The 15,294-nt window shown below is 56.3% G+C and carries 8 protein-coding genes, 2 tRNA genes and 3 rRNA genes; 10 read left to right on the top strand and 3 right to left on the bottom strand.

Annotated elements, in window-relative coordinates:
* Positions 1-209 precede the first annotated feature (209 nt).
* The 5 genes from CAL20_RS16165 to rrf all read left to right on the top strand — a co-directional run bounded on the left by CAL20_RS16165 (position 210) and on the right by rrf (position 5,570).
* Positions 210-1,740 (top strand): 16S ribosomal RNA (locus CAL20_RS16165).
* A gap of 142 nt (positions 1,741-1,882) precedes the next feature.
* Positions 1,883-1,959 (top strand) — tRNA-Ile (locus CAL20_RS16160).
* 57 nt (positions 1,960-2,016) lie between these two features.
* A tRNA-Ala gene (locus tag CAL20_RS16155) sits at positions 2,017-2,092 on the top strand.
* Positions 2,093-2,379: 287 nt separating this feature from the next.
* A 23S ribosomal RNA gene (locus CAL20_RS16150) occupies positions 2,380-5,265 on the top strand.
* Positions 5,266-5,457: 192 nt separating this feature from the next.
* Positions 5,458-5,570 (top strand): 5S ribosomal RNA (gene rrf, locus CAL20_RS16145).
* Together the 16S, 23S and 5S rRNA genes with 2 tRNA genes alongside form the textbook arrangement of a ribosomal RNA operon.
* A gap of 176 nt (positions 5,571-5,746) precedes the next feature.
* Here rrf and CAL20_RS16140 read toward each other — a convergent pair.
* Positions 5,747-6,691, bottom strand: coding sequence for a LysR family transcriptional regulator (locus CAL20_RS16140; protein ID WP_094822076.1), 945 nt, complete (start codon positions 6,689-6,691; stop codon positions 5,747-5,749).
* A 182-nt stretch (positions 6,692-6,873) separates the two neighbouring features.
* On the opposite strand from CAL20_RS16140, the gene CAL20_RS16135 reads away from it, so the two are divergent.
* From CAL20_RS16135 to CAL20_RS16115, 5 genes are all read left to right on the top strand, one after another.
* A complete protein-coding gene (locus tag CAL20_RS16135) occupies positions 6,874-8,013 on the top strand; it encodes an iron-containing alcohol dehydrogenase (RefSeq protein WP_094838358.1) in 1,140 nt (379 codons plus the stop codon).
* Positions 8,014-8,238: 225 nt separating this feature from the next.
* Positions 8,239-9,030, top strand: coding sequence for an SDR family oxidoreductase (locus CAL20_RS16130; RefSeq protein ID WP_094838357.1), 792 nt, complete (start codon positions 8,239-8,241; stop codon positions 9,028-9,030).
* Positions 9,031-9,099: 69 nt separating this feature from the next.
* Positions 9,100-10,428: an MFS transporter gene (locus tag CAL20_RS16125; RefSeq protein WP_094838356.1), complete on the top strand. Its 1,329-nt coding sequence runs from the start codon at positions 9,100-9,102 to the stop codon at positions 10,426-10,428.
* A 30-nt stretch (positions 10,429-10,458) separates the two neighbouring features.
* Positions 10,459-11,412 (top strand): 2-hydroxyacid dehydrogenase, encoded by a 954-nt coding sequence (locus CAL20_RS16120; protein ID WP_094838355.1) that lies wholly within the window; start codon positions 10,459-10,461, stop codon positions 11,410-11,412.
* A 123-nt stretch (positions 11,413-11,535) separates the two neighbouring features.
* Positions 11,536-13,344 carry an IlvD/Edd family dehydratase gene (locus CAL20_RS16115; RefSeq protein WP_094838354.1) on the top strand — a complete coding sequence of 603 codons (1,809 nt, stop codon included), beginning with the start codon at positions 11,536-11,538 and terminating at the stop codon, positions 13,342-13,344.
* A 70-nt stretch (positions 13,345-13,414) separates the two neighbouring features.
* Here CAL20_RS16115 and CAL20_RS16110 read toward each other — a convergent pair whose 3' ends face one another.
* Together CAL20_RS16110 and CAL20_RS16105 are read right to left on the bottom strand one after the other, a co-directional pair.
* Positions 13,415-14,404: a Bug family tripartite tricarboxylate transporter substrate binding protein gene (locus tag CAL20_RS16110; RefSeq protein ID WP_254924131.1), complete on the bottom strand. Its 990-nt coding sequence runs from the start codon at positions 14,402-14,404 to the stop codon at positions 13,415-13,417.
* A 58-nt stretch (positions 14,405-14,462) separates the two neighbouring features.
* Positions 14,463-15,269, bottom strand: coding sequence for a class II aldolase/adducin family protein (locus CAL20_RS16105; RefSeq protein ID WP_094822069.1), 807 nt, complete (start codon positions 15,267-15,269; stop codon positions 14,463-14,465).
* Positions 15,270-15,294: the final 25 nt, after the last annotated feature.

The raw sequence follows: 15,294 nt of genomic DNA, 5'->3' as shown, positions 1-15,294 counted from the left end.
CCTGCTCTTTAACAACGAAACAACCGATAAGTGTGGGCGCTTGGTAGCGCAGCACGAGTGGCTCCGATTCGTCGGGGTGCTCGGAAGCTAAACAAAATCAAGCGCACACATTTGAAGTGAAGTACCTTGAATGTCAAAGATATTCATAGAACCTCACTTCCTTTGAGTGAAGTGCCTCGTGAGAACGGGGTGCGAATTAAACAGAGATTGAACTGAAGAGTTTGATCCTGGCTCAGATTGAACGCTAGCGGGATGCTTTACACATGCAAGTCGAACGGCAGCGCGGACTTCGGTCTGGCGGCGAGTGGCGAACGGGTGAGTAATGTATCGGAACGTGCCCAGTAGCGGGGGATAACTACGCGAAAGCGTAGCTAATACCGCATACGCCCTACGGGGGAAAGCGGGGGACCTTCGGGCCTCGCACTATTGGAGCGGCCGATATCGGATTAGCTAGTTGGTGGGGTAAAGGCCTACCAAGGCGACGATCCGTAGCTGGTTTGAGAGGACGACCAGCCACACTGGGACTGAGACACGGCCCAGACTCCTACGGGAGGCAGCAGTGGGGAATTTTGGACAATGGGGGCAACCCTGATCCAGCCATCCCGCGTGTGCGATGAAGGCCTTCGGGTTGTAAAGCACTTTTGGCAGGAAAGAAACGGTCTTGGATAATACCTGAGGCAACTGACGGTACCTGCAGAATAAGCACCGGCTAACTACGTGCCAGCAGCCGCGGTAATACGTAGGGTGCAAGCGTTAATCGGAATTACTGGGCGTAAAGCGTGCGCAGGCGGTTCGGAAAGAAAGATGTGAAATCCCAGAGCTTAACTTTGGAACTGCATTTTTAACTACCGGGCTAGAGTGTGTCAGAGGGAGGTGGAATTCCGCGTGTAGCAGTGAAATGCGTAGAGATGCGGAGGAACACCGATGGCGAAGGCAGCCTCCTGGGATAACACTGACGCTCATGCACGAAAGCGTGGGGAGCAAACAGGATTAGATACCCTGGTAGTCCACGCCCTAAACGATGTCAACTAGCTGTTGGGGCCTTCGGGCCTTGGTAGCGCAGCTAACGCGTGAAGTTGACCGCCTGGGGAGTACGGTCGCAAGATTAAAACTCAAAGGAATTGACGGGGACCCGCACAAGCGGTGGATGATGTGGATTAATTCGATGCAACGCGAAAAACCTTACCTACCCTTGACATGTCTGGAATGCCGAAGAGATTTGGCAGTGCTCGCAAGAGAACTGGAACACAGGTGCTGCATGGCTGTCGTCAGCTCGTGTCGTGAGATGTTGGGTTAAGTCCCGCAACGAGCGCAACCCTTGTCATTAGTTGCTACGAAAGGGCACTCTAATGAGACTGCCGGTGACAAACCGGAGGAAGGTGGGGATGACGTCAAGTCCTCATGGCCCTTATGGGTAGGGCTTCACACGTCATACAATGGTCGGGACAGAGGGTTGCCAAGCCGCGAGGTGGAGCTAATCTCATAAACCCGATCGTAGTCCGGATCGCAGTCTGCAACTCGACTGCGTGAAGTCGGAATCGCTAGTAATCGCGGATCAGCATGTCGCGGTGAATACGTTCCCGGGTCTTGTACACACCGCCCGTCACACCATGGGAGTGGGTTTTACCAGAAGTAGTTAGCCTAACCGCAAGGGGGGCGATTACCACGGTAGGATTCATGACTGGGGTGAAGTCGTAACAAGGTAGCCGTATCGGAAGGTGCGGCTGGATCACCTCCTTTAAGAGCGAGCTGTGGCTATTAAGCGTCCACGCTTATCGGTTGTTTGTGAGATGTATAGCTGGGATCGGTGAGCAGTCGGCAGTCGAGAGGGGATACCTCCCTGTGGTCTGCGGATTCTGGGCTGACTGATCCGAAGAAATTTGGGTCTGTAGCTCAGTCGGTTAGAGCACCGTCTTGATAAGGCGGGGGTCGTTGGTTCGAATCCAACCAGACCCACCAGGTTTTACTGTGTGCGGCGCGAGGGTAGAGATGCCTGAGTGAAGCGGATAGGAAAATGGGGGTGTAGCTCAGCTGGGAGAGCGCCTGCTTTGCAAGCAGGATGTCATCGGTTCGATCCCGTTCACCTCCACCATTACTCTGGTGTGGTTGTAGAGTTCAACACATAGTGCTGCGAGTCAGTGTTATGTGTTGGGTTTTGCTCAACAAGGTTATACATTCGTTCTTTAACAATTAGGAAGAAGCACAACGAAAGCGTTTATGAAGTAGTCGACGAGAGTTGATGAAACGTAAATGCGGGTTGTGATTGCATTAAGATTTAGTTCTAGTTCTCAAGATGGATCGAGAGATCTGTCGCTTTGAAACTTATGAACGGCACAAACGCGAAACATATCAGCGTCCTATAAGACTCTAGTGTTATAGGATCAAGCGACTAAGTGCACATGGTGGATGCCTTGGCGATCACAGGCGATGAAGGACGTGGTAGCCTGCGAAAAGCTGCGGGGAGCTGGCAAACAAGCTTTGATCCGCAGATGTCCGAATGGGGAAACCCACTGCAGCGATGCAGTATTCCTGGCTGAATACATAGGCCAGCGAAGGCGAACCGGGTGAACTGAAACATCTCAGTAGCTCGAGGAAAAGACATCAACCGAGATTCCGAAAGTAGTGGCGAGCGAAATCGGAGTAGCCTTTACGATTTAGCAGTACAGATAATCGAACGGAATGGAAAGTCCGGCCGTAGCAGGTGATAGCCCTGTAGATGAAATCTGGATTGTGGAACTAAGCGTAAGAGAAGTAGGGCGGGACACGTGAAATCCTGTCTGAAGATGGGGGGACCATCCTCCAAGGCTAAATACTCGTGATCGACCGATAGTGAACCAGTACCGTGAGGGAAAGGCGAAAAGAACCCCGGAAGGGGAGTGAAATAGATCCTGAAACCGTGTGCATACAAACAGTCGGAGCCTCTTAATGGGGTGACGGCGTACCTTTTGTATAATGGGTCAGCGACTTACATTCAGTGGCGAGCTTAACCGAATAGGGAAGGCGTAGCGAAAGCGAGTCCGAATAGGGCGAATTAGTCGCTGGGTGTAGACCCGAAACCAGATGATCTACCCATGGCCAGGTTGAAGGCACGGTAACACGTGCTGGAGGACCGAACCCACTAATGTTGAAAAATTAGGGGATGAGCTGTGGATAGGGGTGAAAGGCTAAACAAATCTGGAAATAGCTGGTTCTCTCCGAAAACTATTTAGGTAGTGCCTCAAGTATTACTGCAGGGGGTAGAGCACTGTTATGGCTAGGGGGTCATGGCGACTTACCAAACCATGGCAAACTCCGAATACCTGCAAGTACAGCTTGGGAGACAGAGCACCGGGTGCTAACGTCCGGACTCAAGAGGGAAACAACCCAGACCGCCAGCTAAGGTCCCAAATTATTGCTAAGTGGGAAACGAAGTGGGAAGGCATAGACAGTCAGGAGGTTGGCTTAGAAGCAGCCACCCTTTAAAGAAAGCGTAATAGCTCACTGATCGAGTCGTCCTGCGCGGAAGATGTAACGGGGCTAAGCAATAAACCGAAGCTGCGGGTGTGTACCGTTGGTACACGCGGTAGGAGAGCGTTCTGTAAGCCTGCGAAGGTGGCTTGTAAAGGCTGCTGGAGGTATCAGAAGTGCGAATGCTGACATGAGTAGCGATAAAGGGGGTGAAAAGCCCCCTCGCCGTAAGTCCAAGGTTTCCTGCGCAACGTTCATCGGCGCAGGGTGAGTCGGCCCCTAAGGCGAGGCAGAGATGCGTAGCTGATGGGAAGCTGGTTAATATTCCAGCACCGTCGTACAGTGCGATGGGGGGACGGATCGCGGAAGGTCATCAGGGTGTTGGAAGTCCCTGTTGCTACATTAGAGAAGGCGCTTTAGGCAAATCCGGGCGCGAAATTCAAGGGTGTGGCACGAGGTCCCATGTGGACCGAAGTGATTGGAAGTGGTTCCAAGAAAAGCCTCTAAGCTTCAGCTGTACGAGACCGTACCGCAAACCGACACAGGTGGACGGGATGAATATTCCAAGGCGCTTGAGAGAACTCAGGAGAAGGAACTCGGCAAATTGATACCGTAACTTCGGGAGAAGGTATGCCCCGGTAGGGTGATGCGCCTGCGCGCAGAGCTCGAAGGGGCCGCAGAGAATCGGTGGCTGCGACTGTTTATTAAAAACACAGCACTCTGCCAAGACGAAAGTCGACGTATAGGGTGTGACGCCTGCCCGGTGCCGGAAGGTTAAGTGATGGGGTGCAAGCTCTTGATCGAAGCCCCGGTAAACGGCGGCCGTAACTATAACGGTCCTAAGGTAGCGAAATTCCTTGTCGGGTAAGTTCCGACCTGCACGAATGGCGTAACGATGGCCACACTGTCTCCTCCTGAGACTCAGCGAAGTTGAAGTGTTTGTGATGATGCAATCTCCCCGCGGCTAGACGGAAAGACCCCATGAACCTTTACTGTAGCTTTGCATTGGACTGTGAACCGGCCTGTGTAGGATAGGTGGGAGGCGCTGAAACCGAGTCGCTAGATTCGGTGGAGCCGACCTTGAAATACCACCCTGGTTTGTTTGCGGTTCTAACCTTGGTCCGTTATCCGGATCGGGGACAGTGCATGGTAGGCAGTTTGACTGGGGCGGTCTCCTCCCAAAGTGTAACGGAGGAGTTCGAAGGTACGCTAGGTACGGTCGGAAATCGTGCTGATAGTGCAATGGCATAAGCGTGCTTGACTGTGAGACTGACAAGTCGAACAGGTGCGAAAGCAGGACATAGTGATCCGGTGGTTCTGAATGGAAGGGCCATCGCTCAACGGATAAAAGGTACTCTGGGGATAACAGGCTGATACCGCCCAAGAGTTCATATCGACGGCGGTGTTTGGCACCTCGATGTCGGCTCATCTCATCCTGGGGCTGTAGCCGGTCCCAAGGGTATGGCTGTTCGCCATTTAAAGAGGTACGTGAGCTGGGTTTAAAACGTCGTGAGACAGTTTGGTCCCTATCTGCCGTGGGCGTTGGATACTTGACGGAGCCTGCTCCTAGTACGAGAGGACCGGAGTGGACGTACCTCTGGTGTACCGGTTGTCATGCCAATGGCATTGCCGGGTAGCTAAGTACGGAAGAGATAACCGCTGAAGGCATCTAAGCGGGAAACTCGTCTGAAGATTAGGTATCCCGGGGACTAGATCCCCCTGAAGGGTCGTTCGAGACCAGAACGTTGATAGGTCGGGTGTGGAAGCGCAGTAATGCGTTGAGCTAACCGATACTAATTGCCCGTGCGGCTTGATCCTATAACTCTGTGGGTTTTATGACCTGATATGAGACCGTAGCGACAAGTGCCGTTTATATAGAAAGAATTCGTCAAACATAACCCCCTGTTGCTCGCCGATCGGTGCACCCGCTGCACCTGACTCGCGCAACACGTCGTGCTTCTTCCAAATTGGGGCTCGTAGACTCATCCTCTACCAGCCCAACCCCTTACGCCTGACGACCATAGCAAGGTGGTCCCACTCCTTCCCATCCCGAACAGGACAGTGAAACGCCTTTGCGCCGATGATAGTGAACATTCGTTTGTGAAAGTAGGTCATCGTCAGGCTCTTATCCCGCAAAACCCCTCCAGCATACGCTGCGAGGGGTTTTGTCTTTGCGCAATCGTAAAAAAGATCAAGCTTGCAGCGTGATCAAGCATCCAGACAGACCGCGCCGTCTTGTCTCAAGATGAACGGGTTTCATCACTGGCAACCAGCAATGCCATAAAGTCAAAATGCCCTCTCATGCGGGCTGTCTAGATGCGTTCGGCGGACGCTTCTTGCCTTGGTCGCGGGTCAACGCTTCCATTAGCAGTCTTGCACCGTGTGAGAGCGGTGCACCTTTTCGCGTAACGAGTTCATAGGGTTCACTGCGTGAGGCTAGATCGAGCGAAAGAATGCAGGTCATCTCGTGACGGGCAAAAAACTGCGCGACGTCGATGGACACGAGCGCGACGAATGACGGATTGCTTCGCAGAATCGCGAGGGTGGCGAACACGGAGGTCGTTTCGAGCAGATGTCTCGGAAAGCTGATTTCGGCATCCCTGAACTCACGCTCGAGTAGCAGGCGCATCGGCATGTTCGCGCGATACACCACCCATCGGTATTCCGCAAGGTCCTGTAGCGTAAGCCGCTTTGCCCGCCTCAGTGGATGCTGCACGTTGGCAACCACCGCGAGGGTTTCGTCCTGCAGCTTGAGCGAATCGTAAATCTGTGGCGTCTGGCTGATTGTTGTACGGCAGATTGCAAGATCGAGCCGACCCACATCGATCAGACTCAGCAGGGCTGCGCTTGTATCTTCCACTATCTCGACCGACAGGTCCGGGTTGAGCGCCGTGATCGCATCGGTAAGAAGCGGCACTGCTCCCATGATGACGCCAACGGACACACGACCCCCTTGGATCCCCACCATTTCCTCGCGCATATTCGAAAGCTCCGTGTAAATCACGCGCGCATAACGAATCGCACAATGTCCGGTTTCGTTGGGCTGGAGACCACGATTGGTGCGATTGAATAGCGGCGTGTCGAAGGTGGTTTCGATTTCCTGCAATGCTTTGCTCGCACCTGGCTGCGTGAGCGCGACCTGCTGCGCGGCCTTGAGCAGCGAGCCGTGGTCGCCGAGCGCAATCAAAAGCCGCAATTGCTTCAGGTGTAGTCGGGAGATGATGGAATTGAGCGAGGGTATCATGGACTTGAGGAAAAGTTATACCCGTATTAGAAGTTCTCAATTACTGCGCGATAAGCTTTTTCCTATACTGGGTCAGCGCAGAATTTTCAGGCGGTAAAGCACCACCTGGGTCTAGACGGCCAGAATCTAGCGCCGTAGTAACGCATTCATTGGCTGACTCATTATAACTAACGCTTATTGCCATGTCTCTCATCAACTACATCACGCAGATTCAGTTCGACTTTGGTGCCGTCCGCCTGCTTAAGAGTGAATGCGAACGCGTGGGCGTATCCCGAGCATTGATTGTGACCGATAAGGGGGTGCGCGCTGCAGGCATTATCGATACCGTGCTCGAGGCGCTTGCGGGCAGTGTGCCGGCAACGATCTATGATGGCACACCTCCGAATCCCAACGAGGCCGCTGTGCGCGAAGCCGTGGCGGTTTACGAGGCCGGAGAGTGCGACGGCATTATCGCCGTAGGCGGGGGTTCCTCTATTGATCTGGCCAAGGGCGTGGCCGTTTGCGCAACGCACGATGGTCCGCTGCAGCGCTTTGCTGTGATCGAAGGCGGCGTGGCAAATATCACTGCGAAAACCGCGCCGGTCATTGCGGTGCCGACGACGGCCGGCACCGGCAGCGAAGTGGGCCGCGGCGCGATCCTGATTCTTGACGATGGCCGTAAAGTCGGCGTGATCTCACCGTTCGTGGTGCCACGCGTTGCGATCTGCGATCCCGAACTAACACTGGGCTTGCCGAGCGCGTTGACGGCGGCAACGGGTATGGACGCCATCGCGCATTGCATCGAAACGTTTCTTGCTCCCGCTTTTAACCCGCCTGCGGACGGCATCGCGCTCGACGGGTTGTGGCGCGCGTGGCGGCATATCGAGCGCGCGACGCGCGAGCCCGGCGACCGTGTCGCGCGCATGAACATGATGAGCGCGTCGATGCAGGGCGCGCTCGCATTCCAGAAGGGTCTTGGTTGCGTGCACAGCCTGAGCCATTCGCTCGGCGGCATCAATCCGCGACTGCATCACGGCACGCTGAACGCCATCTTTCTGCCGGCTGTGCTCTCGTTTAACCAGGAAGCAACTTCCGTACGCAACGAGAACAAGCTCGACCGCATCGCAACGGCAATGGGTCTGAGCAAGGGCAATGAAGTGGCTTCGTCGGTGCGCGCTATGACGCAGCGGCTCGGCTTGCCCACCGGGCTCGCGCAACTGGGCGTCACGCCCGCGACGTTTCCGGACATCATCACGGGCGCGCTCAAGGATCATAGCCACAAAACCAATCCGCGCGAGGCGTCTGCGGCGGATTACCACGTCATGCTTGAAGCGTCGCTGTGAGGCGTGCGGGAGGGGCACGGCTGGGACGTGGGGCGCTTGCGCGCAGGTGAATCTCGACGTTTGACATTCGGGAGGCGATTTATCCCATTTTGTCGTTGTGCCCATCGAGCATATCGCCGCTCGCGGAAAACAAGATTGCCCCTAGTGCGAGGTATTCATCCTTGATACAGGCACAGGGACTTAACAAACACACTGGCACGCATGCCAGCAAGAGGAGGGTATGACATGGAGAAAGGAACACCACAAGAAGGCGTGAAGCATAACCGTGTAGCAATCGTGACTGGGGCGAGCACTGGAATCGGCCGAGCCACTACGCGTACGTTGCTCGATGATGGCTGGTGCGTTGTGCTGGCCAGCCGCCGTGGGGATGCACTCAATGAAGTGGTGCGTGAGTATCGTGAGGCCGGGGGAGACAGCGCTCGTGTCATCGCGGTACCCACTGACGTGTCCGATCCGGCATCGGTGCAACAACTGTTTGACGTTACGCGGGACAGGTTCGGGCGCCTTGACCTGCTCTTTAATAACGCGGGCCTTGGCGTGGAAGGGGTGTCGGTAGAGGCATTGTCCATCGACCGGTGGAAGAAATTGATGGACGTCAACGTGACGGGGACGCTGCTTTGCACGCAGGCCGCGTTCCGGCAGATGCGCGCGCAGACCCCCAGCGGTGGGCGCATTATCAATAACGGCTCGCTCTCCGCGCACGTCCCACGATTGCATTCTGCCGACTACACCGCAAGCAAGCACGCGGTCAACGGCTTGACAAAGGCCTGTGCGCTGGACGGACGCCAATACGGCATAGCGGTTTGCCAGATCGATTTCGGCAATGCCCAGACTCACATGACGGCGAAGATGGGCGCGGGCACACTTCAGGCGAACGGCGAACGTGCAATTGAGCCGGTCATGGACGTGTCGCACGCGGCGCGCTCCGTGGCCTACATGGCGAGCCTGCCGCTGGAAGCCAACGTTCAGTTCATGACCGTCATGGCGACCGCGATGCCTTTTATAGGTCGTGGTTAGCGCAAGCAGGTGTAGTCCTTAGAAGTGGGTTGTTTTAACTAGCACTACAAAATAAATTGGAGACACGAAATGCAAGCATCATTGGTGGCAGGCGAACAGCCTGCCGATCTGCTAGACGAGGCCAGAATTCTAAACAAGGTCAGTTGGCGTATTGTTCCGTTAATCCTCGCCTGTTTCGTCATCGCTTACTTGGACCGGGTAAATGTCAGTTTCGCCAAACTGCAGATGCAATCGGATATCGGTCTGAGCGACGCCGCCTATGGTCTCGGCGCCAGTGCTTTTTTTGTCGGCTACCTACTATTCGAAATTCCGAGTAATGCCATTTTGGTGAAAGTGGGTCCGCGCCTCTGGATCGCGCGGATCATGATTACGTGGGGCCTCGTCTCGGCTGGGATGATGTTCGTGCGCTCGGAAAATATGTTCTACTTTTTGCGGTTCCTGCTTGGTGTACTGGAAGCCGGTTTCGTGCCGGGTGTGCTCTATTACTTCACACGGTGGTTTCCGGCCGAGCGCCGTGGACGGATCAATAATCTCTTTTTCGGCAGCATCGCGCTGTGCGGCATTATCGCAGGGCCGGTTTCGGGTGCGATTCTCAAGTATTTCGACGGTGTGCACGGCTTGCCAGGATGGCAATGGCTGTTTCTGCTGGAAGGCGTGCCTTCGATCTTTCTGGGCGTAGTCGTGCTGCTGGTACTCGACGATCACGTCAAGGATGCGAAGTGGCTCACGCAAGACGAGAAGCAGCGCCTGAGCGAGATCCTTGCGCGCGACTCCCAAGTGGGCAGCACACATTCGTTCGCTGCGGCGCTGAAGCTGCCAATCACGTATCTGTTCTCGCTTATTTATTTCGGGCTGTGCATGGGCATCTACGGCTTTCTGTTCTGGATGCCACAGCTGATCAAGACAGCCGGTACCACCGATCCGTTCATGATCGGTCTGATTACGTCGCTGCCGTACGTCGTCGCGTTGGTTGGCACGATCTTGCTGGGCAGGACGTCGGACCGTACTGGTGAGCGCCGCTGGCACCTCACAGGATGCGCATTGGCGGCGGCAATCGGCTATGTGCTCAGCGCGGCGTACGGAAATAATACGGTAATTCTCGTCATTGGCATGATGATCGCGGCGACCGGTGTGATCGCATCGTTTGGCATTTTCTGGATTTTCCCCGCTCGCGTATTGACTGGGGCGGCGGCCGCTGCGGGTGTGGCGCTCATTAATTCGATCGGGCAGATCGGCGGGCTCATCGCACCGTATATGGTGGGCAAAGTCAAGGAGGTCACCGGCAGCGCATCAATGGGTCTCTACACGATCGCACTGACTTGCGCAGTAACGGCTTTACTCATCGCCTATGCGATACCGCGAAACATTCGCTTCCGCGATGTCGGCCAGCGACGATAAATACCCACGTCTTCTACTGACTACGACCTTATGAGCAAGCAGCCCTTGATTGTTGTACGGCCATATACGCCGACTGATATGGCGATTCTCGAACAAACGTATGACGTGTACCGTCTGTGGGAGGCAACCGACAAGGTCAGCTTCCTTCGGAAATTCGGCCCAGGTGTGCGCGCGCTCGCGACTGACGGTGAGCACGGCGCCGACGCAGCGACGATGGATTTGCTCCCGGATCTCGAGCTCGTCGCCAGCTTTGGCGTCGGACTTGACGCCATCGACCTGTCGCACGCAAGGCGGCGAAATATCCGCGTGACCCACACGCCGGATGTGTTGACGGAGGATGTCGCGGACATGGCGTTCGGCTTGCTGCTCGCGTGCGCCCGCCGTATTCCGCAGTGCGATAGCTACGTGAGGCAGGGGCGCTGGCTCGAGGGTGGTCCCGGCCTGACCACACGCGTATGGGGCAAGCGTCTCGGCATACTGGGCCTCGGCCGCGTGGGGCGCGCCGTGGCCACGCGAGCAGAAGCATTCAAGCTGGAAATCGCATACCATGATCGATGCCGTTTCGACGATGTGCACTATCGGTATTTTGACGACGTGGCCGCGTTGGCTCTTGAAGTGGACTTCCTCGTGATCTGTGCGTCCGCAGATACTGACACGCGAGGCCTGATCGGCAGTCATGTGCTCGACGCATTGGGACACGATGGGATGTTAATTAATGTTGCCCGTGGCGCGATCGTTGACGAACCTGTCTTGCTAAGGTATTTGCGCGAGCACCTAATTGCCGGAGCGGCACTTGATGTCTTTCACAATGAGCCGAATATCGCACGGGAGTTCGGTGAACTCGACAATGTAATTCTGCAGCCCCATCAATCGAGTGCAACGAAGGAAACGCGCGCCTCAATGGGGGCTCTCGTGCGCGACAATCTGAGCGCTTACTTCGCCGGTCGGCCGTTGCTGACGGAGTTTCTTGGGCCAGTGAGATAGGCAAGAGATGAGCAATCAGATATGCCATGTTGTCGAGTTTTACGGCAATTAAGAACCGTACCAATGCATCGGGTGTCGCGCCCCAATGTGCGCGGCTGACACTTTTTTAGGAACGTGCGTACCATGACGACAGAAAAGCATCCGTCGGTTGCAACGGGGAGTCGTCCCCGCCTGCGCAGCCGCCGCTGGTTTGACGATCCCGCCGACCCGGGCATGACCGCTCTGTATCTCGAGAGGTACATGAACTTCGGTATCACACGCGCTGAGCTGCAGTCGGGCAAACCGATTATCGGAATCGCGCAAACCGGCTCGGACCTTGCGCCATGTAATAGGCATCATCTGGACCTGGCCAAGCGCGTCAGGGACGGCATCCGCGATGCAGGTGGAATTCCCCTCGAATTCCCTGTACATCCTATCCAGGAAACCGGTAAACGCCCGACGGCCGCGATCGATCGCAACCTCGCGTATCTCGGTCTCGTCGAGATTCTGCACGGCTATCCCATCGACGGCGTGGTGCTCACCACCGGCTGTGACAAGACTACGCCGGCCTGTCTGATGGCGGCGGCCACGGTGAATATTCCATCGATCGTTCTTTCGGGTGGACCGATGCTCGACGGTTGGTACCAGGGGCGTCTGGCGGGCTCTGGCACCGTCGTGTGGGACGCACGCAAGCGGTTTGCTACGGGCGAAATCGACTATGACGCTTTTATGAACATGGTGGCGTCGTCTGCACCGTCGGTGGGGCATTGCAATACGATGGGCACAGCGCTGTCGATGAATTCCCTCGCCGAGGCCCTTGGCATGTCACTGCCCGGGTGCGCCGCGATTCCGGCGCCTTATCGGGAGCGTGGCTGGATGGCGTATCGCACAGGCGAGCGAATCGTCGAGATGGTCGCCGAAAACCTGCGGCCGTCCGATATCATGACCCGGGCCGCATTCGAGAATGCGGTCGTCGCAGCAGCGGCGCTTGGGGCATCATCGAACTGTCCGATTCACATCGTCGCAATCGCGAGGCACATGGGAGTCGACCACACACTTGACGATTGGCAGCGCCTTGGGCCCGAGATTCCACTACTGGTCGACTGCCAGCCGGCCGGACGGTTTCTCGGCGAGGCGTTTTACCGCGCGGGAGGTGTACCGGCGGTCATGAAGGAACTGATGTGGGCCGGACGTCTCAACACGGAGGTCAGGACGGTCACGGGACGTACACTGGCCGAAGACCTGGCTGCAGTCGAGGCGCCGGACCGTACAGTAATTCGCGCCTTTGCCTGTCCGTTGAAGGAGGCGGCGGGTTATGTTGTCATGTCCGGCAACCTGTTCGACAGCGCCGTGATGAAGATTAGCGTTATTGATCCCGCTTTCCGCAAACAGTTCTTGTCCGACCCTGACAACCCAGACGTATTCGAGGGTAGGGCTATCGTGTTTGAGGGACCAGAGGATTATCATGCGCACATCGACGATCCGGAATTGGGTATCGACGAGCGATCCATTCTCGTCATTCGCAACTGCGGGCCCGTCGGTTATCCGGGCGGCGCGGAAGTCGTTAATATGCAGCCGCCTGCTGAATTACTGAAGCGCGGTGTCACAACATTGCCGACGATAGGTGATGGCAGGCAGAGCGGTACTTCGGCGAGTCCATCGATCCTCAACGTTTCGCCGGAGGCGGCTGTCGGCGGTGGCCTTGCACTACTCAAAACAGGCGACCGGATTCGCATTGATCTGAAATCGCGCAAGGTGGACGTGATATTGCCGGAAGATGAGCTCGCCCGCAGGCGCGATGCGTGGGTCGCCCCCACGTTGCAGCACAAGACTCCGTGGGAGGAAATTTATCGGAGCCTCGTGGGCCAGCACGGCAGCGGCGCGTGCCTGGAACCCGCCACGCTTTATATGAACATCTTGGAGACACGTGGTGAGTCGCGTCATAATCATTGACACGCGGTAAGGGGAAGCCCTTCGTAATGCGCCGAGTCCCCCATAATGTGCGGCGAGCCAGAGCCGTGCGCTATGGCGCAGGAAGACGGCCGCTGCGTTTGAGCTCGGCTGCCAGCCGGGTCAATGACGGTTTCGCAGCATCGATATCTTTTTGCCATGCCTGTCCGTCTTTATAGGCAATGATCGCTGAGAAAGCTTTTGCCGATTCGAGAAAGCCAGGATCTTTCAATGCCGCTTCCAACGCGGTCTGCAATTTATCCCGAATCTCGGTTGGCACGCCTTTGTCTACGGCTAATCCACGGTCCGATGGGACAACCACATCGAATCCTTCTTCTTTTGCGGTGGGGACGTTTGGCAGCATGGGGGCACGATCCTGTACGAACTGTGCCAGGATGCGGAGTTTGGTCTGCTCTCCCGCGGGGTCAGGTACGGCCGTGTGGCTGGCGAAAATCATGTCCACATGCTTGCCCATCAATGCGATCTTGGATTGACCCGTGCCACCGAATGGCACCTCCGTAAACGCAGCACCGCTTTCCAGCATCAGGACATTGAGTGCGACACCGCCATTGCTGCCCAATCCATTTTGGCCGATCGAGACGCTCTCTGGCTTGGCTTTCACCGCTGCGACGAGATCTTTGAGAGAGGTATAGGGACTGTCGTCACGTACCACTAGCAATGTCGGGTCACTGACGACGCGGCCGATCAATGCAAACTGATCTGGATCGTAGGGCGTAGATTGCACCAGAGGCATGAAGTTCATTGGTGGCGTATTGACCATTGCCACTGTGTAGCCATCCTTGGGTGCGCGCTGCACGTAAGAATTTGCGATCGCCCCGGATGCACCAGGTTTGTTGACGACGACGATGTTGGCCGCATTGGACAAATGCTTTTGCATGAACGGCGCCAGCGTGCGCGCCAATACGTCCGTCTCTCCGCCCGCGGCGAAGCCTACGACGAGTTCTATGGGTTTATCATCTGGCCATGCTGCCCAGGCGGGCGCACAGAGGCTCGCGCCGGCAACTATTGCGGCGAACAGCGTTGAGCGGATGGGGAATGCCATGGTTATTCTCCTTTATCTCATTTATTGTTGTTCGGGGCCCGCTTCGCAGGCCCTGTGATTACAGCAAGCAATCAGGTTGTTCGCGCACGATGGCGTCGTAGATAGGCTGAAAATGCAGCCAGGCCATAAAGGGGGTCGCCAAGTGATTTTTCGAGTGCAAGGCGGCCTCCCGGTTGATCATTTTCAGCGGTTTGCCGGTGGCTTCGGCCTTGAGCTGAATTTCGCAGGCGCGCTCTGCCGCGATGAACCACCAGGCAGCTTCCTCGATGGTTTCCCGTCCCGCTGAAAACAGACCGTGATTCTGATGGATCGCGATTTTGGCGTTGCCGAAGGCGTGCGCGACAGCGTGACCCTTGTCATCTTCCACCACCACTGCGCCGGCTTCCTCGGTAATCAGGGCCTGGTCTTCGTAGAATCCGCAAGCGGTCTGGGTGATCGGGTCCAGCGGCCGTCCCAGTGCGGCCCATGCCATGCCGTTAGTGGTGTGGGCATGGCACGAGGCCATTACATCGGGGTTGGCTTCGTGGATAGCCGAGTGCAGGACAAAGCCTGCACGGTTGACTGCCCATGTGCCCTCCAGGACGGTGCCGGCATGGTCCACCAACAGCATGTCGCTGGCGCGCACCCGTCCGAAATCCATGGCAAAGGGGTTGGTCCAATACAGGTTGGGATGTTCCGGATCTCTGACCGTGACATGGCCCGCAAAACCGTATTCGTAGCGGAACTTCGCAAATACGCGACAGACCGCAGCCAGGCGCTGCCGGCGGTGCCAACGCTCCGCCTCAATAGAGTCGAATGTCGGGTATTTGGGAAAATACAGATTCTCTTGCTTGGGGCGGTAGACGGTTTCCTGTGTTGACGGCATGAGGACTCCTGGCAGGTTTGTGGCA

This window comes from Bordetella genomosp. 4 (assembly GCF_002261185.1).
Classification (GTDB): Bacteria; Pseudomonadota; Gammaproteobacteria; order Burkholderiales; family Burkholderiaceae_B; genus Bordetella_A.
This window is presented reverse-complemented; position numbering and strand designations above follow the sequence as displayed.